The organism is Streptomyces sp. NPDC058307 (genome assembly GCF_042880295.1).
Taxonomy (GTDB): Bacteria; Actinomycetota; Actinomycetes; order Streptomycetales; family Streptomycetaceae; genus Streptomyces.
In genome coordinates this window covers 21,974-40,157 of the sequence record NZ_JBHVYZ010000011.1, presented here as the reverse complement: position 1 = coordinate 40,157, position 18,184 = coordinate 21,974, and the positions used below count along the sequence as shown (strand labels likewise).

10 protein-coding genes and 2 pseudogenes are annotated in these 18,184 nt (G+C 71.6%); 8 read left to right on the top strand and 4 right to left on the bottom strand.

The features are described 5' to 3' along the window. The first annotated feature begins 302 nt into the window (after positions 1-302). Together ACFVYN_RS10785 and ACFVYN_RS10780 are read left to right on the top strand one after the other, a co-directional pair. On the top strand, positions 303-905 hold the full coding sequence (locus ACFVYN_RS10785; protein WP_389995579.1) for a hypothetical protein: 603 nt from the start codon (positions 303-305) through the stop codon (positions 903-905). 159 nt (positions 906-1,064) lie between these two features. After that, positions 1,065-2,591: an APC family permease gene (locus ACFVYN_RS10780; RefSeq protein ID WP_389995576.1), complete on the top strand. Its 1,527-nt coding sequence runs from the start codon at positions 1,065-1,067 to the stop codon at positions 2,589-2,591. A gap of 21 nt (positions 2,592-2,612) precedes the next feature. Here the strand turns inward: ACFVYN_RS10780 and ACFVYN_RS10775 are convergent, their stop codons facing one another. After that, on the bottom strand, positions 2,613-3,311 hold the full coding sequence (locus ACFVYN_RS10775; RefSeq protein WP_389995573.1) for a hypothetical protein: 699 nt from the start codon (positions 3,309-3,311) through the stop codon (positions 2,613-2,615). Then, positions 3,308-3,859 (bottom strand): SigE family RNA polymerase sigma factor, encoded by a 552-nt coding sequence (locus ACFVYN_RS10770; RefSeq protein ID WP_389995570.1) that lies wholly within the window; start codon positions 3,857-3,859, stop codon positions 3,308-3,310. Before ACFVYN_RS10770 ends, ACFVYN_RS10775 begins: the two co-directional genes overlap by 4 nt. A 408-nt stretch (positions 3,860-4,267) precedes the next feature. Here ACFVYN_RS10770 and ACFVYN_RS10765 point away from each other — a divergent pair. From ACFVYN_RS10765 to ACFVYN_RS10750, 4 genes and pseudogenes are all read left to right on the top strand, one after another. After that, positions 4,268-4,441 (top strand): annotated as a pseudogene (locus tag ACFVYN_RS10765) (esterase-like activity of phytase family protein); the annotation flags it as partial. A 76-nt stretch (positions 4,442-4,517) separates the two neighbouring features. Continuing rightward, positions 4,518-7,367, top strand: a complete 2,850-nt coding sequence (locus ACFVYN_RS10760; RefSeq protein ID WP_389995567.1) for an ATP-binding protein — start codon at positions 4,518-4,520, stop codon at positions 7,365-7,367. 120 nt (positions 7,368-7,487) lie between these two features. After that, a complete protein-coding gene (locus ACFVYN_RS10755) occupies positions 7,488-9,119 on the top strand; it encodes a protease pro-enzyme activation domain-containing protein (protein ID WP_389995565.1) in 1,632 nt (543 codons plus the stop codon). A 163-nt stretch (positions 9,120-9,282) separates the two neighbouring features. After that, a complete protein-coding gene (locus ACFVYN_RS10750; protein WP_389995562.1) occupies positions 9,283-12,141 on the top strand; it encodes a beta strand repeat-containing protein in 2,859 nt (952 codons plus the stop codon). Between the two features lie 84 nt (positions 12,142-12,225). Here ACFVYN_RS10750 and ACFVYN_RS10745 read toward each other — a convergent pair whose 3' ends face one another. Then, entirely contained in the window at positions 12,226-13,719 is a 1,494-nt protein-coding gene (locus tag ACFVYN_RS10745; RefSeq protein WP_389995560.1) for a ricin-type beta-trefoil lectin domain protein, read from the bottom strand. Between the two features lie 375 nt (positions 13,720-14,094). Next, entirely contained in the window at positions 14,095-15,168 is a 1,074-nt protein-coding gene (locus ACFVYN_RS10740) for a LacI family DNA-binding transcriptional regulator (protein ID WP_389995557.1), read from the bottom strand. A gap of 631 nt (positions 15,169-15,799) precedes the next feature. On the opposite strand from ACFVYN_RS10740, the gene ACFVYN_RS10735 reads away from it, so the two are divergent. Together ACFVYN_RS10735 and ACFVYN_RS10730 are read left to right on the top strand one after the other, a co-directional pair. After that, positions 15,800-17,809 (top strand): ricin-type beta-trefoil lectin domain protein, encoded by a 2,010-nt coding sequence (locus tag ACFVYN_RS10735; protein ID WP_389995849.1) that lies wholly within the window; start codon positions 15,800-15,802, stop codon positions 17,807-17,809. Between the two features lie 231 nt (positions 17,810-18,040). Then, positions 18,041-18,163 (top strand): annotated as a pseudogene (locus ACFVYN_RS10730) (NADP-dependent oxidoreductase); the annotation flags it as partial. Between the last annotated feature and the right edge of the window lie 21 nt (positions 18,164-18,184).

The window sequence follows — 18,184 nt, the reverse complement described above, 5'->3', positions numbered from 1 at the left end:
GCGCCCTCCTCGGGCCTGGACTATGTTCCCCGACACGGACCAGCCTCGTCTGCGAGACCCGCCCGCACATCGTGCCCACGGAGGCACCTGCCCTGCCTCTCCGGGACGACCGCACCGCCTTCCGCTACTCCCGGGGGAGGACAACTACCCCTGAGAACACCCGATCACGCCTTCTTCCGGCAGGACGCGAAGGAACACCGGGCCGCGCACGAGGCGCACACTGGAGGGACGCGGCGCCCGGAAGCCGGTTCACGCGAGGGCGTGGCGAGGAGCCCGGGCCGCCACGGACGCCAGGAGGGGCCATGCGCACAGGCACAGCTCCGGACCGGCCCGAGCCCCGGGCGGCACAACGGCCCGGCGCCCCACGGCGGCTCGCGGCCGTACGACTGCTGACTGCCGTACGACTGCAGGCTGCCGTACGGCAGTTCTCGGCCGCAGGGTCACACCTGCGCCCGCTTCTGCGTCCCCACCGGCCCCGTCCCGCACCCGTCGGCCCGTCGCGGCCCGACCAGTTGCGGGCGCTCGTCGCGGTGCTGGACGAGGCGGTGGCCGCGCAGAGGCCGGCCGACGAGGCGGTGGCCGCGTGCGGCGAGCCCGGCCCGGTGTCCCGCGGGACGGCCCGGGACTGCGGGCTGCAGAGCATCACCGTGCACCGGCTGCGCACCCGCCTCCAGGAGCTGCGGACCACCGACCCGGACCTGGTGGCGGCACAGGCCCGCGCGGCCCGGCTGCTCGCCTACGACCTGTGGATGCTGCGCGCCTCGATGAACCTGGCCTTCACCGTCCGCCCCGTCGACCGCACCGAGGCGGCCCGCCTGCGCCTCAACGGCCTGGGCCGCCCCGCGGACGACCTGCGCCGACTGCGCGACGCCCTGCGCGCGGACCTCCGGGACGACAGGGCCTAGAGCTGGCCGAGAGCTGGCCGAGGGCTGGTCCAGGGCTAGTCCAGGGCCCGCTTTCGGCAATAGCGGGTCAAGACTTCCCAATGAAAGCTTGTGAGCGTGTGCGGCGGCGCCGATCATTGGCCGAATTCCGCCTGTACCGCCCATTCGCAGGAGTTCCCGGTGACCGCTGGCCCCATCACCTCAGAGCCGGCCGACGCGCCGCCGGCAGCCCGGTCGGAACGCGAGAAGCTGCGCAAGCACTTCGGCCGCTTCGACATCCTGTTCTTCCTGCTGTGCACGATCGTCGGCGTGGACACCATCGGCTCGGTGGCCTCCCGCGGCGCGGAGGCGTTCACCTGGCTCATCGTGCTGGCCGTCGTGTTCTTCGTCCCCTCCGCCCTGCTGACCGCGGAACTCGGCGCCGCGTTCCCCGACGAGGGCGGCCCCTACATCTGGACCAGCCGGGCCTTCGGCCGCCTGGCCGGCGCGGTCAACAACTTCCTGTACTGGATCACCAACCCGGTCTGGCTCGGCGGCACCCTCTCCGTCTCCGCCGTCACCGCGTACACGACCTTCTTCAACGGCGGCAAGGACCTGAGCACCCCGGCCTTCTACGTCTTCACCCTCGCCTTCGTGTGGATCGGGGTCCTCGCCGCGATCCTCTCCTTCGACGTCGGCAAGTGGATCCCCACCATCGGCGCGTGGAGCCGCTTCCTGCTGCTCGGCCTGTTCACCGCCACGGTCGTCGTCTACGGCGTCCGGCACGGCCTGCACGGCTTCGGACCCGGCGACTTCTCCCCGACGTACGCGGGCTTCGTCGGCCTGGTGCCCGTCCTGATGTTCAACTACGTCGGCTTCGAACTGCCCAGCACGGCGGGCGACGAGATGACCGACGCCCAGAAGGACGTGCCGTACGCCGTCTTCCGCAGCGCCGCCCTCTCCGTACTCCTGTACGCCCTGCCGATCCTCGGCATCCTGCTCGTGCTGCCCGTCAAGGCCGTCACCGGTCTCGGCGGCTTCCTCGACGCCATCCGCCAGGTCTTCACGGTCTACGGCGGCCATGTCGCCGGCGACGGCACCGCCACCCTCAGCGGCGCCGGGAGCGTGCTCGGGGACCTGGCCGCGATCCTGTTCATCCTCACCGTGCTCTCCTCGGGCGTGACGTGGGTGATGGGCTCCGACCGCGCCCTGGCCGTCTCCGGCTACGACGGCGCGGCCCCCCGCTTCCTCGGCGTCATCTCCAGCCGCTTCGGCACCCCGGTCCGCGTCAACATCCTCAGCGGGCTGGTCTCCACGGCCGTCCTGGTCCTGGCCCACGAACTCACCAACGGCAGCGCGGCGAAGCTCTTCGGCGCGGTCCTGGGCCTGGCGATCTCCACCACCCTGGTCAGCTATCTGGGCATCTTCCCGGCGCTCGCGGTACTGCGGTACAAGGCCCCGGGCGTGCCCCGCCCGTACAAGGCACCCGCGCCCCTCGCCATCAGCATCGTCCTCACCGCGCTCATCCTCTTCGCCAGCGTGCAGTTGGTCGCCCCCGGCCTCGGCGACCACTGGTTCGGCAAGGGGTACGTGCCGGACGGCTGGCACCACCACGAGCGGGTGAAGTACCTCCTCACCGAGGCACTCCCGCTGCTCGGGTTCATGCTCCTCGGCGTCCTGTTCTGGGCACTGGGCAGGCCGACGCGCAGGGCGGCGACGGGTGCGTAGCCGTCTGTTCCGTACCGGCTGTCAGTGCGGGTCCAGGCGGGTGGCCAGGTCGTGGACGGTGGCGCTGGTCAGGTCTCCGCTGTAGGCCCCGGCGATCTCGACACGACCGCCGGTGATCGAGCCGCTCACGAAGGGCATGCCCCACAGCTTGCCGTCGACGACGATGGCGAATCCGTTGCGCGGGGCCGAGGCCGGGGCGATGGAGCCCGTGAGGGCGGCGAAACGGGTCCGGTCGGTGGAGTCGAGGGTCACCTCGACCTGCCAGGTGCCGTCGATGCTGCTCTTGACGGCCTTCGCGGAGGCGACCTGAATGTCCGTCATGCCCTTGGCCCGGTCGGCCTGGACGCAGTACTGCGGGTGATTCGCGCTCGCGTGCACGCTGTAGCCGCCGCTGCCCTGCTTGCATGCCTGCTCGGTGGCTGAGGTGATCGGCAGGAGGGAGAGCAGGGCCGCCTTCCCGGTGTTCCCGGTGCTGTCGCCTTCCGCGGGCTGGATCACGTTCGCGCGCGGGGGCGCGTCGTCCGCGACGGCCACCCAGGCGGTGGCCACCGCCGCGGCGGCGACGATGCCGACCCCGGTGCGGGCCAGTCGCTGCCGTCGCCGGGCGATCCGCAGCGCGCCGTCGGCCAGGCCGGCCAGCTGGGCGCCGGCGTCGCCGGCGTTCTCCCGGACATGGGCGTGCAGGGCCTCGTGCAGCGGGTGTTCGGTCGAGTCGTTCATGCGACGAAGCCCCTTCCGGAGGCGGTGGAGGAGGAGGCGGCCGACGGCCCCGCCTCGGCCAGGGCGGCACGGAGAGAGGCGAGGGCCTTGTGGGTCTGGCTGCGGACCGTCCCCTGGGCGACCCCCAGAATCGTGGCGATCTCCGCGTCCGGCCGGTCCTCGAAGTAGCGCAGCACGACCACCGCGCGCTGGCGCTTGGGCAGCCGCCGCAGCGCGGCCATGATGTCCTGCCGCTGGACCACGGTCTCGGCCCAGTCGGTGCCCTGCGCGGACGGTTGGTCGGGCACGGTGTCGGTGACCGTCTCCCGTCCCCAGCTGAGCAGCCGGAAGCGGTCCACCTGGGCGTGGTACAGCGCCCGGCGCACATAGATCTCCGGCTGCTCCCGGTCGCGCAGCTTCGACCAGCGCCGAGCGGTGGCGGCAAGCGCGGTCTGGAGCAGGTCACGGCCCTGCTCCCAGTCCCCGGTGAGCAGGTAGGCCGTATGCAGCAGCGATCTCGACCGCGCCGCCACGAACTCGCGGAACTGGCGTTCCTCGTCGGCGTTCAATGCGCCCTCCCTCGTTCCCCCGTAGAGACGGGTGCGGGGGGAGGTTCGACTGCCTTGGCGGCCGGACTTTTTCGACCGTCCATCCGGTCCGACGACGGGGACCCGGTGGGACGGGGTTGTGCAAAACGTTTTGGATCCTTGGCGTCCGGTTCGGACGGAAGGATCCGCATCATGCGCCGACTGATCGTGACATCCTGTTCGGTGCTTCTGGTGCCCGAGGAGGGCCCCTGCCGGGTGGAGACCGACCAGGACATCCTGGTGGAGGACGGGTGATCGCCTGGCTGGGCCCGGCGGGCTCCGGGCCGGACGCCGCCGGGGCCGAGACCGTGGACGGTACGGGACTGGTCGCCGTGCCCGGACTGGTGAACGCCCACACCCACGGACCGATGACGCTGACCGGTCGACAAGACGCTCGTGAGCGACCTGTCCGACGTCCCCGGGCTGGCCCGGGTCGACAACGTCGAGGGCATCACCCTCGGCCCCCGCCTCCCCGACGGCCGCCGCACCGTCGTCCTGGTCTCCGACGACAACTTCGCCGCCCGCCAGGTGACCCAGTTCATCGCCTTCGCACTGCGCGGCTGACCGCGTGCCGGACGGCATTGACAACCGTGATCCACCAGGGTTGTCATGAGCACATGATCCGACCTGCTGGGACCCCATGGGATCACGCCCGCTGACCGGGCGGCACGAGCTTCTCGACCTCGTCAGGGCCGAGTCGGCGGCCCGTCCCGGGGTCCTCCTCCACGGCCCCGCGGGGATCGGGAAGTCCACGCTCCTGACAGCCCTGACGGCCTCCGCGCCCGGCACCGTGCTGTCCTGCGAACCCGCCGAGGACGACGCCCGACTGCCGTTCGCCGCTCTCGTCGACCTGTTCGCGCGGGTGCCGCGGCGCTGCCTGGAGTCCCTCGCACCGGAGCCCCGCGCGGCACTCGGGGCGGCCCTGCTGCACCACCCGTGGCCCGAGGACGGCCGGAGCCGGCTCGCGCTGCGCGTCGCCGTCCTCGACGCCCTGCGCGCCCTGGCATCGACAGGGCCCGTCCTGCTGGTCGTCGACGGCGTGCAGTGGCTCGACGAGCCGACGGCCGAGGTGCTCGCCTTCGCGGTACGCCGCCTCGACCGGCCCGGCATCCGCGTGCTGGCCGCCGAGCGCGTACCCGACGGCGGGCAGCCCCAGGGACTGCGCAACTGCCCGCCGGGCACCCTCGAACTCGCCGTACCGCCCCTGACGGACGCCGAGGTGGCCCACCTCGTGCGCCACCGCCTCGGCACCGACCTGCCCCCGGCGGCGCTGCGGTCGGTCCAGGAGAACGCCGCCGGAAACCCGCTGTACGCCCAGGAGTTGGCGCGAGCGGCCCTGGACGGCGTCGACGTACCGCCGGGGCTGCGCGACCTCCTCCTGTCCCGGGCCCGCACCCTCCCGGAGCCGGCCCGCCTCACCCTCCTGGTCGCGAGCACCGCCGCCCGCCCCAGCCTCACCCTGCTGCGGGCCACCGGGCTCCCGGACCCGGTCGCCGACCTCGCGGCCGCCGAACGGCTCGGCGTCGCGACGGCCGACGCCGAGGGGACCGTACGCTTCCCGCATCCGCTGATCCGGGCCGCCCTCCAGGCCGACGCCCCGCAGCACGCCCGCAGACAGGCGCACACCCTGCTGGCCCGCGCGGTCGCCGATCCCGTGGAACGGGCCCGGCACCTCGCCCACGCCCACCCGTACGAGGACGAGGCCACCGCCCGCACCCTGACGTCCGCGGCCGAGACCGCGCGCCAGGGCGGCGCGCCCTCCACCGCCTTCGAACTGGCCGCGCTCGCCGCCCGCCGCACGCCGGGCGACCACCCCGCCGACCGGGCCGGCAGGCTGCTGGCCGCGGCCGACTACGCCTGTGACGCCGGTCGGCTGGAGGAGGCGGGCGAGGCCGCCGGGACCGTCCTCGCCGAGTCGGACTCGGCGCGGCTGCGGGTGCGGGCCCGGCTGATCCTGCTGCGCAACGCGGGCCAAGCGCTCGAAGGCGCCGGTGACTTGATCGAGGAGGGCCTCGAAGACGCGGCGGGCGACCCGGAGTCGCAGGCACGGCTGCATCACTGGGCCGCCGTACGGGGCCTGGTGTGCGGGGAGTTGGAGGCCGCCGACCGGCACGCCCGGCAGGCGGCCCTGGCGGGTGACACGGAGACCCGCGTCGCGGCCCTGGCGACCCTGGCCCGGGTGCGTTCCCTGGCCGGCGAGCCGGACGCCGCGGATGCCGCTCTCGCAGCCGCCCTGACCCTGAGCGGCGGCACCGACGGCGGTCCGGAGAGCTGGCGGCTGATCCGGATGCGGGCGATCCTCGCCCTGGACTCCGACCGGGTGACCGAGGCCCACGGACAGCTGACCCGACTCCTCGCGGCCATCGGCGAGTTCGCGGGGGTCGAGGACGTCCTGGCGACCCTGGTGGCGCTCACCCGGGTGCAGGTGCGCGCCGGGTACTGCCGGGAGGCGCTGCACACCGCGGACCGCTGCTCGCGGGCGCTGGCCGAGGCGGGCGTACAGGCCGCTCCGGCTCTGTACGCGGCGGCGCTCGCGGCGACGGCGGGAGGCAGCGTGGACGAGGCCCGGGAACTGGCCGGGCGGGCGGTGCGCGCCTCGGAGGCCGACGGCGACCGGCTGTTCCTGGTGCGTGCGCTGGCGGTGCTGGGGCAGGCCGAACTGCTCGGCGGCGACCCGCATGGGGCGGCGGCCGCGGTCGAGGCGCTCCAGCGGGTCAGGGCGCTGGGCACGGCGATGCGCGCCGCCGACCCGCCGTTGCTGCACTGGTACGCCGACCTGGCCGAGGCGCTGGTCGTCCTGGGCGAGAACGACGAGGCGGGGGCGGTGGTCCGGGAGGCCTACGCCCGGGTGTCCGCCGCCACACCGGACAGCGTGCCGGCCGCCCTGGAGCGGGCTGAGGGCCTGCGGGAGGCGGGGCTCGGCCGGGCGAAGGAAGGCGCCGCGCGGCTGCGTGCGGCCGTTGACCGGCTGCGCCAACTCCCCCTCCCCGTCGAGCTGGTGCGCACCCTGATCGCCCTCGGCGCGGTCGAGCGCCGCTCGCGCCGCAGGAGCACGGCCCGCCAGATCCTCGGCGAGGCCCTGGAGACCGCCACCCGGATCGGCGCCGCCCCGCTCGCGTCCCGGGCCCGCGACGAGCTGGCACGGCTGGACGCCGGAGACCGCGGTGGCGAGGCCGGCGGGCCCGAACTCACGCCCACGGAAGCCAGGATCGCCGCGCTGGTCGGCGGCGGGGCCACCAACAGGGAAGTCGCCGCCGAGCTGTTCATCAGCGTCAAGACGGTGGAGGGAGCCCTGTCGCGGGTGTACCGCAAGGTCGGGGTGCGCTCGCGCACCGCGCTCGCGCACGCGATGGCCGTGGCCGTCCTCGCGACCGGCGCGGCAGCTGTCGACCTGTCCGACGACGACCAAGTGCCGCCGCCCGCCCACGCGATGACGGCCGGTCAGTCGGTCCGGGCCCGTGTCCCCCGCGTTCCCGGCACCCGCCGCTGACGTGACATCCGCAGTTAACACATGACGCAAGGGTTCCCCCGCTTATGGGGGTGGGGCCGGTGTTCCTACGGTGAAGCCGTTCCGCTTCCGGGACATCCCCCCACTCTCCGGAGGACCACAGTGAAGTCTCGTCTGAAACTGCTCGGTCTGGTCACCGTGCCGGCCCTGCTCGCCGCGGCCGTCCCCGCCGCCTACGCCACGAGCGCCCCCCTGCCGCACACCACCCGCGCGGCCGTCACGGGAGACGTCGTGAAGGGCCTGAACAAGCAGGCGAAGCGCACGGGTTCGGTCGCGGCCGGGAAGCGGATCCCCGTGGCGATCAGTCTGGCCCCCAGAGGGGGCACGGCACTCGACACCTTCATAGCCCGGGTCAGCGACCCGCACTCGTCCTCCTACGGCCACTACCTCACCAAGGCGCAGTTCGCGGCCCGGTTCGGCCGCACCGACGCCGAGGTCAAGCAGCTCAAGGAGTACCTGCGGGGGCAGGGTCTGACGGTCGGCAAGGTCCACTCGGGCAACCTGCTGGTCGACGCCACCGGCACCGCCGCCCAGCTGGAGAAGGCCTTCGGCACCCGGCTTTCGACGTGGAAGGACACCGCGTCGGGCCGTTCCTTCTACGCCAACGACAGCGCGCCGACCCTGCCTTCCGGTATCGCCTCCCTGGTCAGCGACGTGGCCGGCCTCAACAACCGCGTCCAGCTGCACCACCAGGCCACCCCGCACACCGTCTCCCCGCACAACGGACCGGGCGGCGGCTACACCCCGGCCCAGCTCAAGGGCGGCTACAACGTCTCCGGCACGTACACGGGCACCGGCCAGAAGATCGCGCTGATCGAGTTCGACGGCTTCCAGCAGTCCAACATCACCAAGTACGACACCAACTACAGCCTGGGCTCGCCCACTCCGACCGTGTCGAAGGTGGACGGCGGTTCCGGCGCGCTCGGCGACGGCCAGGTGGAGGTCGAGCTGGACATCGAGGTCCTGCACGCGATCGCCCCCAAGGCGAACGTCACCGTCTTCGAGGGCCCCAACTCCGACGCCGGCGAGGTCGACACCTACCAGGCCATCGTCGACAGCGGCATCCCGACCACCTCGATCAGCTGGGGCGCCGCGGAGTCCGCCCGCACCACCTCCAACATCAACGCCGTGGACGCGGTCTTCAAGGCGGGCGCGGCCCAGGGCCTCGGCTTCTACGCCGCCTCCGGCGACAGCGGCTCCGACGACGCGGGCGACGGCGGCACCTCCGTCGACTTCCCGGCCAGCGACCCGTACGTCACGGGCGTCGGCGGCACCAAGCTGACGGTCACCTCGGCGAACGCCTTCAGCAAGGAGGTGGCCTGGTCCGGCGGCGGTGGCGGCAAGTCCTCGGTCTTCAAGATCCCGAGCTGGCAGACCGCGGTGCAGAAGAGCGCGGGCGGCGGCTACCGCCAGGTCCCGGACGTCTCGGCGCACGCCAACCCCAGCCCCGGTGTCTCGGTCTACTCGCAGGGAAGCTGGTTCTCGGTGGGCGGCACCAGCGCGGCGGCCCCCGAGTGGGCGGCCTTCGCGGCCCTCTACAACCAGCAGGCCGCGGCCGCCGGCAAGGCCAACCTCGGCTTCGCCAACCCGTCCCTGTACGCCGCCTCCGGCACCGGCTTCCACGACATCACCAGCGGCAGCAACGGCGCCTACTCGGCCGCCACCGGCTGGGACTTCACCACCGGCTGGGGCTCCTACAACGCGGCCACGCTGGCGAGCAAGCTCCTCGGCTGACGCCGACACCCGCAAGCCCGTGAGTCACGCCGTGCGCCGCAACAGCGCACGGCGTGACTCGCGTGACGACCGGACCTGCTCGTCATCGGCCGAGGTCTTGTGATCTTCATACCCTGGACACCTGGTCAGCCTGTCGCGGGGCAGAAAGGATGGCCGGAACTTCATGGGAAGGCTGGGGACAGTGCTGCCACGTTCGATCACGGTCTTCGCGGGCACAGTCGGCCTTCTCGGCGCGGCCCTGGTGATGACTCCGCCCGCCGCAGCAGCAGCCGGCGGCACGCTGTACGTCAACAATCTCGCGACGTCGAACTGCTCCGACAGCGCGGCGGACGCGGGCTCGCAGGCACAGCCCTACTGTTCACTGCAGGCCGCCGTCGACACCGCCGACCCGGGTGACACGGTGATGGTGGTCAAGGGGGACTACGGACCGCTGGACGTGAAGACCTCGGGTACCGCGAGTGCTCCGGTCACCATCACCACCAGCGCGGGCAAGGCGCTCAACTCGATCGTCACCCCCCTGTCGGGTTCCGGTCCTTCGCTCACCTTCGACCACGTGCACGACGTCACGGTGCACGGTTTTTTCGTCGCGACGAACGTTTCGGCCCCGGCCGTGGCGGTCAGGGCCTCCAGCGACATCACGCTTGACGGCGGCACCGTCGCGGGCGCCTCGACGGGTGCCCTGGTGGGCATCGACGGGCAGAGCAGCGCGGTCACACTGAGCCGGGACGAAGTGGAGACGCGCCCGGCCCAGGACGGCGTGGACGTCTCCTCGGGAGCCGTCGGGACGGTGATCACCGGCAACAAGTTCTCCTACCTGAAGAACACGCCTGTGAACGCGGCAGACGCGCCCGGCACGGTCGTGGTCGGCAACACCTTCACCGACGACGGCGGCTGCAACACCGCGATCTCACTCACCGGTGCCTCCTCCGGTTCGACGATCGAGAACAACGCCTACTTCCTCGGAACCTCGGGCGGTTGCACGACCTACGGCAGCAGCACTCCGGTGGTGGTGTCCGCCGCGTCGACGAACGGCACCACCTACGCCTACAACGTCTTCGAGTCCGAATCCGACGGGGCGCTCTACAACTGGGGCGGCCAGTCCTACGCGACCGCCGCCGAACTGCGGGCCGCCACCGGCGAGGGGCAGCACGAACTGTACGTCGCGGTGGCCGCGGGCTCGGCCGGCGTGGACGTCACCTCGCTCCTGGACTCCGCCGACGCCGACGCACCGGGCGAACTCAGCACCGACTTCTACGGCAACCCACGCGTGGACGACCCGCTCCTGTCCAACACCGGCACCGGCAGTGGCTACTACGACCGCGGCGCGGTCGAGTCCCAGGATCCCTACCAGTTGGCGCCCGCCGTCTCCGTCGGCAAGGGCCCGGCCCCACTCTCCGAGACGATCACGGCGAACGAGACCAACCCCTGGAAGACCCGCATCACCGGCTACACCTTCGACTTCGGCGACGGCAGCGACCCGGTGGTGTCCACCACCCCCAGCGTCGCCCACACCTACACCGCGATGGGCTCCCACACCGTCACGGTCACCGCCCTCACAGCGGCCGGGGCCACGTTCGCCGGCAGCAAGAAGGCCTACGCCACCGTCGCGCCCGAAGCTCCGCTGGTGCCCGCCCTGTCGCTCGGCCGGGCCTCTGCGCACAGCAGCCTCACCGTCCAGGCGGACGCCTCCGGGACCACTGACGAGTGGAGCATCGCCGAGTACAGCGTCGACTACGGGGACGGCACTCCGGCCGCGGATCTCGGTACCGGCGGCTTCGGCGGCCACACCTACGCCAGGCCCGGCACCTACACCGCCACCCTCACGGTCAGGGACGACGGCGGGAGAACCGGCACGATCAGCCGGCAGGTCACCGTCGGCAGCGCGTTCGTGCCCTTCGGTCCGACCCGGATCCTGGACACCCGCAACGGCACCGGTGCCGCCAAGGCGAAGGTGAGCCCGGGGGCGGTGCTGCGGCTCAAGGTCGCCGGCGTCAAGGGCGTCCCCGCCACCGGGGTCACCGCGGTGACCCTCAACCTGACCGGCGTCAACGCCTCCACCAGCACGGTGATCACCGCCTTCCCCGACGGCACCACCCCGCCGACCGCCTCCAACCTGAACCTGGTCCCGGGCCAGGCCACGCCGAACCTGGTCACCGTCCCGGTCGCCGCCGACGGCTACGTCGACCTGTACAACCACTCGGGCAGCGTCGACCTGGTGGGTGACGTCGAGGGCTTCTACAGCACCACCGCCGCGGTCACCCCGGGCGGGGCGGGCTTCGTTCAGGTGAGCGGCCCGACCCGGGTGCTGGACACCCGCAACGGGACAGGGACCGTCAAGGGCAAGGCCGGGCCGGGCGGGCTGATCTCGCTCACCCTGCCGGCCGGCGGCGCCGACAACGCCTCCGCGGTGCTGCTGAACGTCACCGAGACCGACGCCACCGCCTCCGGCTGGGTCGGCGTGGAGCCGGTCTCCGGCGTTCCCCCCGTCAGCTCCGTACTGAACTTCACGGCCGGACAGACCAGCGCCAACCTGGTCGTCGCGCCGGTCGTCGACGGGCGGGTCCAGTTCTACAACCGGGCCGGAAGCGTCGACCTGATCGCCGACCTCGAAGGCTATGTGGTCTCCGACGCGACGACCTCCCCGCACGCCACGGGCTCGGCCTACTTCCCGATCCCGCCGACCCGGGTGCTCGACACCCGCAACGGCACCGGCACGGCCCAGGGCACACTCGGCGCCAAGTCGGGGCTCAGCGTCAAGGTGGCGGGGTCGCGCGGCGTCCCGGCCGGGGCGAAGGCGGTGCTGGTCAACCTGACGGGCGTCAAGGCCACCACGAGCACCTGGCTGTCGGCCTACGCCGGCGGTTCGGCCCTGCCCGCCGGGTCCACCCTGAACCTCGCCGCCGGTGCCACCCGCGCCAACCTGGCCCTGGTACCGGTCGGTTCCGACGGCTCCATCGCCATCCACAACAACAGCGGCAGCGTCGACGTGGTCGCGGATGTCGAGGGCTACTACCTCGGCTGATCCGGCCCGGCGGACATCACCGGACCGCCGGCCTCGCCCTGAGGCGAAGCGCGACGGTGCCGGCGGTCCGGGTCAGTGCCGGTGTCAGCTCCTGGTCCACTGCTGGTTGGTGCCGCCGTTGCAGTACCAGACGTCGACCGACGTGCCGTTGCCGGTGCCCGCTCCGGACGCGTCCAGGCAGAGCGCCGGGTTGGCGACACTGGTCACGGAGAGGTCCGCGTTCACGTTCCACTGCTGTGCCGCGGTGCCGGTGCAGTCGGTGATGACCACGGGGTCGCCCGCGGTGGCTCCGGTGCCTCCCAGCGTCATGCACTTGTTGCCGTAGACGGTGAGCTGCTTGTCCGCGTTCCAGTTCCAGGTCTGGTTGCCGCCGGCGTTGCAGTCCCAGAGGTCGAGCTGGGTGCCGTTGGTCGTGCTGAAGCCGGGTACGTCGACGCAGCGGCCGGAGGCCACTCCGCGCAGGACCTCACCGGGAGGCGCGGGCGGCAGGTCGTTGACGGGCGGGGTCTTGCCGAAGCCGTAGCCCCAGCGCAGCAGCGCGACGCCGGTGGCGCTGTTGTCCACCAGGTTGCCGTCGGCGTCCAGCGACTCGATCGAGTAGGAGTCGCCGAAGCGCAGGCCCGGCCAGTACACCAGCCCCATCCCCTTGCTGCGGGCGGTGTTGGCCACGGACGCGAGGTACGAGGTGTAGATGTTGCCGTTCCAGGCGCCGTAGTTCAGACCGATGGTCATCGGGGAGCCGGCCTCGTCGATGATGGTCCGGCCGGTGTACTTGCCGAGACGGGCCTCGAGGTCGGCGGTCCAGTCCGACTGCTTGGTGTAGCTGTTCCAGAAGCCGTAGAAGTGCAGCGACAGCAGGGTTCCGCGCAGTGCGGGGGCCGCGCCGACACCGGTGACGTTGTCGTTGTAGCCGGTACCGCTGATCACGACACGGCCGCGCGGAACGTCCTTGTGCCGGCCCAGCCAGCCGCTGGTGACGGACACCCACTGGTCCAGGGTGTAGCCGTGCGGCTCGTTCATGGGCTCGAAGTAGACCCGCGGGTTGTGCTTGTACTCCCGCACCACGGTGTTCCACATCTTGGTCCAGGCGGCCGTGTCGTCGACCAGGCCGTCCTTGCTGCTGTCGGCCTCCCAGTAGCTGACGATGACCTTGTCACCGCTTGCCGTGGCCGCGTCGATCGTCGCCCGGTACGACTTCCACCAGGTGGTGCCGACGGACGCCGGGTTGATCGGCAGTCGCAGCGTGTTGGCGCCGAGGTTCTTCTTGAACCCGCGCACCATCTTGTTCGTGGTGCGGTACACGGTGCGGTAGTTGTCGGTCACCGACAGCCCGCTCGGCACCACCGCGTCACTGGCGTAGTTGTCGCGCGGGTCCGCCCAGTTCACGCCGCGGAAGTCCCTGGTACCGCCCTTCGGCGCGGGCTTCCCCGAGACGGAGGAGGCGTGCGAGGCGGCCTGCGTCTCGGGGGCCTGCTGGGCGAGGGCGGGGCCGGGGGCGGTCAGCACCATGAGGGTCGCGCCGAGGCCGGCCATCAGCACACTGGCCAGTCTTCTCGACCTCGTCGGGGTCTTGGTCATGTCGTCTCCAGTGACGGGAATCGCGGAGGGCGGAGTGCGGGTTCGTCACCTGAGCCGAGTCAGTGAGGAACCAGGGTCCGGATACAGACACTCGGACCCGTGTAAACCGGCCATGGTTACGTAACCATGGCCGGACACTGACACGGTGCCGACCCCGGTGACAAGAGATGTGACGCTTCCGAAATGCCACGGACTTCTTGATCCAGGGGTGCGGCGGTGGCCACGGCTCCACTTGCAGGGGCCGCCTCCCGGCCACGCTCGCTCATGACCAGGTTCCGCTACGGGCCTCCCCACACTGTTGGTGGCCGCTGTCCCTCGACCCGGATAACGACCACGACAACAGGGCCGCCGCGTGGGCCCAACGTGCCTGCCCCCTCAACTGCGGTCCCGCCGGGACGGAGCCGGGCCGCTGCTTGCCCGCACGATCAGTTCCGGCTCGGCCCACAGGGGCAGGGCCGGGGCCGTATCGGGCTCCAGGAGCCGGTGGAGCAGGCCGAAGCAGCCCCGGCCGAGGCCTTCGAAGTCGAGGCGGACGGTGGTCAGGGCGGGGTGGGCGTACGCGGAATGCGGGGCGTCGTCGAAGCCCACCACGCTCAGATCGCCCGGCACATCACGGCCCGCCTCCCTGGCCGCGCGGAGGACGCCGAGTGCCAGGTCGTCGTTGCCGCACAGTACGGCCGTGACCGACGGGTCGGCCAGCAGCGAGCGGGCGACGAGGTAGCCGGAGCGAGGGCTCCAGCCGGCGGCCAGGGGTTCGGGGACGGGCTTGCCGGCCACCCTCAGGGCGTCGCGCCAGCCCTCGCCACGCTGGCCGATGCGGGTGGTGGAGGACGGGATCGCCAGGTAGTGCACGGTCTCGTGGCCGAGGCCGAGGAGGTGACGGGTGGCCTGGGCCGCGGCCGCCCGGTCGTCCAGCCAGAGCTCGGGCCGGTCGCCGGGGCGGCCGTCCTCGGGCCGTTCCACGGCCGCCGCTGCGGGGAACCCCGCGGGCAGTGCCTGCCATGCCGATACGCCGGGTGCGTCGAAGGCGATCACCAGCACCGCCTCCCCCGGCCGGCTGATCCGGGCCGCGACATCCGCGGGCTGCTGGGCGGAGCCTGCGTCGAGCACGCTTATCCCGACTGCGAAGCCGGCCGCCCTCGCCGCCTCCTCGATGCCCTTCAGGGTCGCCGAGGCACCGTACAAGGAGGTGTCGGAGGTCAGCACGGTCACCGAACGCACCGCTCCACCGGCCAGCGCCCGGGCCATCCGGTTGGGCGTGTAGCCCAACTCGGCGATGACATCCAGGACTCGGGCCCGGGTCGACACCTTGACTTTGGGGTCACCGTTGACGACCCGGGAAACGGTCTGGTGTGACACGCCCGCCTCTTTGGCGACGTCGCGGATGCTGACGGCCTTCGACGCCTGCGGTCCCCCGGCCGGGCGGGGGGCGGGGGGCACTTCGTGCATGTGGAGAGGGCTCCTCGTATGCCTGTCACCCGAACCGGACCGGCTGCCTGGAACGGGGTGGGACCTTCACTCTGCGTGTGGACGACGACGTGGTCAACGGGTAGCCGACCGTGGCCGACCGAGGGGCCTCGAGAGGAAAGTTCGCGAGGAGTATTGCGGAGGGCAAATGTTACCGTTCACACTACCCCTGCATCACCGACGCGTCACAGGCGACGACGGGGGCCGACGGGGTTCCCTGTTCCCCGAGTCCGCCTCGTGGCCCCCCTGATGCGGCAGCCTTGCTGCAGCTCTCCGCCACTCCCCCATCACCTCCCCCCACCGCATCGTCCGCCGTCGAGCCCTCCCGGAGCTCAAAATTGTGAACGGTAACATTTCCGGGCCCCAGAGAGCGCTCCGGCCGTCAGGTCTCCGTGGGCCCCCTGGGCCCGAACCGGGCGAATCTCCACCTCCCCATCCGCGCCGGCTCACGGCACCCGCCTGGGCAAGGCGTTGCCCGTACATCCACAGCTGCCACCGTTCATTCGCATGAGAAAGGGTTGATCCCGTGTCATCAGGGAGAACCGCCGTGTCCCACTGGGCACGACGTGTGGCCGTCCAGGTCTCGGTCCTCGGCCTGGCTTTCGCCGGGCTGATGGTCATGGGCGGTGGCCGGACGGCGTCGGCGGACCTGGGCCGGACCGAGCCGCTCGCGGTGACGGCCAACCAGGTCGCGGTTCCGTCGGCACCGATGGGCTGGGCCTCCTGGAACAGCTTCGCCAGCAGCATCGACTACGCCACCATCAAGGCCCAGGCCGACGCCCTCGTCTCGTCGGGCATGGCGGCCGCCGGCTACAAGTACGTCAACATCGACGACGGCTGGTGGCAGGGCGCCCGCGACAGCAACGGCAGGATCGTCACCGACGAGAGCCTGTTCCCCGGTGGCATGAAGGCCATGGCGGACTACATCCACAGCAAGGGCCTGAAGGCGGGCATCTACACCGACGCCGGCAAGCAGGGCTGCGGCTACTACTACCCCACCACCAGGCCCGCGGCGCCCAACACCGGCAGCGAGGGCCACTACCAGCAGGACATGCAGACGTTCCAGGAGTGGGGCTACGACTTCGTCAAGATCGACTGGTGCGGCGGCAACGCCGAAGGCCTCGATCAGGAGACCACGTACAAGGCGATCAGCGCCGCCAACGACGCCGCCGCCGCGGTCACCGGCCGCAAGCTGGTCCTGTCGCTCTGCGAGTGGGGCACCGGCAACCCCTGGAACTGGGGCGCGGGCACGGCCCCGATGTGGCGCACCAGCACCGACGTGATCTTCTGGGGCAACAGCCCGTCCACGGCCAACATGCTGGCCAACTTCGACAAGACGCTGCACCCCTCGTCCCAGCACACCGGGTACTACAACGACCCCGACATGCTGATGGTCGGCATGAACGGCTTCAGTGCCGCGCAGAACCGCACGCACATGGGACTGTGGGCGATCTCCGGCGCCCCGCTGGTGGCCGGCAACAACCTCGCCACCATGAGCTCCACGACCGCGTCGATCCTCAAGAACCCTGAGGTCATCGCCATCGACCAGGACGCCCGGGGCCTTCAGGGTGTCAAGGTCGCCGAGGACACCAAGGGCCTGCAGGTCTACAGCAAGGTCCTGTCGGGCACCGGCAAGCGGGCGGTGCTGCTGCTCAACCGCACCTCCGCCGCCGCCTCCGTCACGGCCCGCTGGACCGATCTGGGCCTGACCTCGGCCTCGGCCGCCGTACGCGACGTATGGACCGGGACCGACGCCGGCAGCTTCGGGACCGGCTACACCGCCGGCGTCCCGGCCGGCGAGGCGGTACTCCTCACGGTCTCCGGCACCGAGGTCTCCGGCACCACCTACGAGGCGGAGTCCTCGTCCAACACCCTTGCCGGTACCGCCGCCAACGCCACCTGCGCGAACTGCTCGGGCGGCTCGCTGGTCGGCTGGATCGGCAACGGCTCCGCCAACACCCTGACGATCAGGAACGTCAACGCCTCGACGTCCGGCGTGAAGCTCGCCACCATCGCCTACGTCAACGGCGACAGCACCGCCCGTACGGCGACGCTCCAGGTCAACGGCCAGCAGCCCACGGTGGTCTCGTTCCCGCCGACCGGCTCCTGGACCACTCCCGGCACCGTCTCCGTGCAGGTCGGTATGGCCAAGGGCGCCAACACCATGCAGTTCTCCAACAGCGGCGGCTGGTCGCCCAACGTCGACGCCGTCCTGCTTCAGGGCATCACGGGCACCAACGGCAACGAGATCGTCGGAGCCGGCTCCGGCCGGTGCCTCGACCTCGCCAAGAACTCGATCAACAACGGCACCCAGGCCGCCCTCTGGGACTGCGTCGGCGGACACAACCAGACCTTCACGTCCACGTCGCGCGGCGAACTCGTGGTCTACGGCAACAAGTGCCTCGACGCCGACAACAGCGGCACCACCAACGGCACGAAGGTCATCATCTGGGACTGCACCGGCGGCACCAACCAGAAGTGGACCGTCAACGCCAACGGCACCCTCACCAACAACCAGTCCGGGCTCTGCCTCGACGCCGTCGGCAGCGGCACCGCCAACGGGACGAAGATCGACCTGTGGACGTGCAACAGCGGGAGCAACCAGCAGTGGACGCTCAACTGACCAACTGACGCACCGTCCGACCCCGATCGGCGGACGGACCGGATTCACCGGCCCGTCCGCCGACGCATGCCGACCGACCACGAGGCTCCGCCTCGCGAGCAGGACACCGACGTCACCCGCGACCCCTCTGGCGCAACCCGTGACAGCAAATACTTGGCCAGCCACATGGTTGCTGTCACGTTAGTTATGTGCCCGGCCACCTAAATGGGTGGCGGCACGAGAGGAGTCGTCATGAGAGCCATCCTGTTCGACCGTTTCGGAGGCACGGACGTGCTGCACGAGGCGGACATCGAGGTCCCGCAGCCCGGCCCCGGGCAGATCCGCGTTCGCGTCAGGGCGGCCGGGCTGAACGCGCCGGTAGTTGTCCCTGCCAAC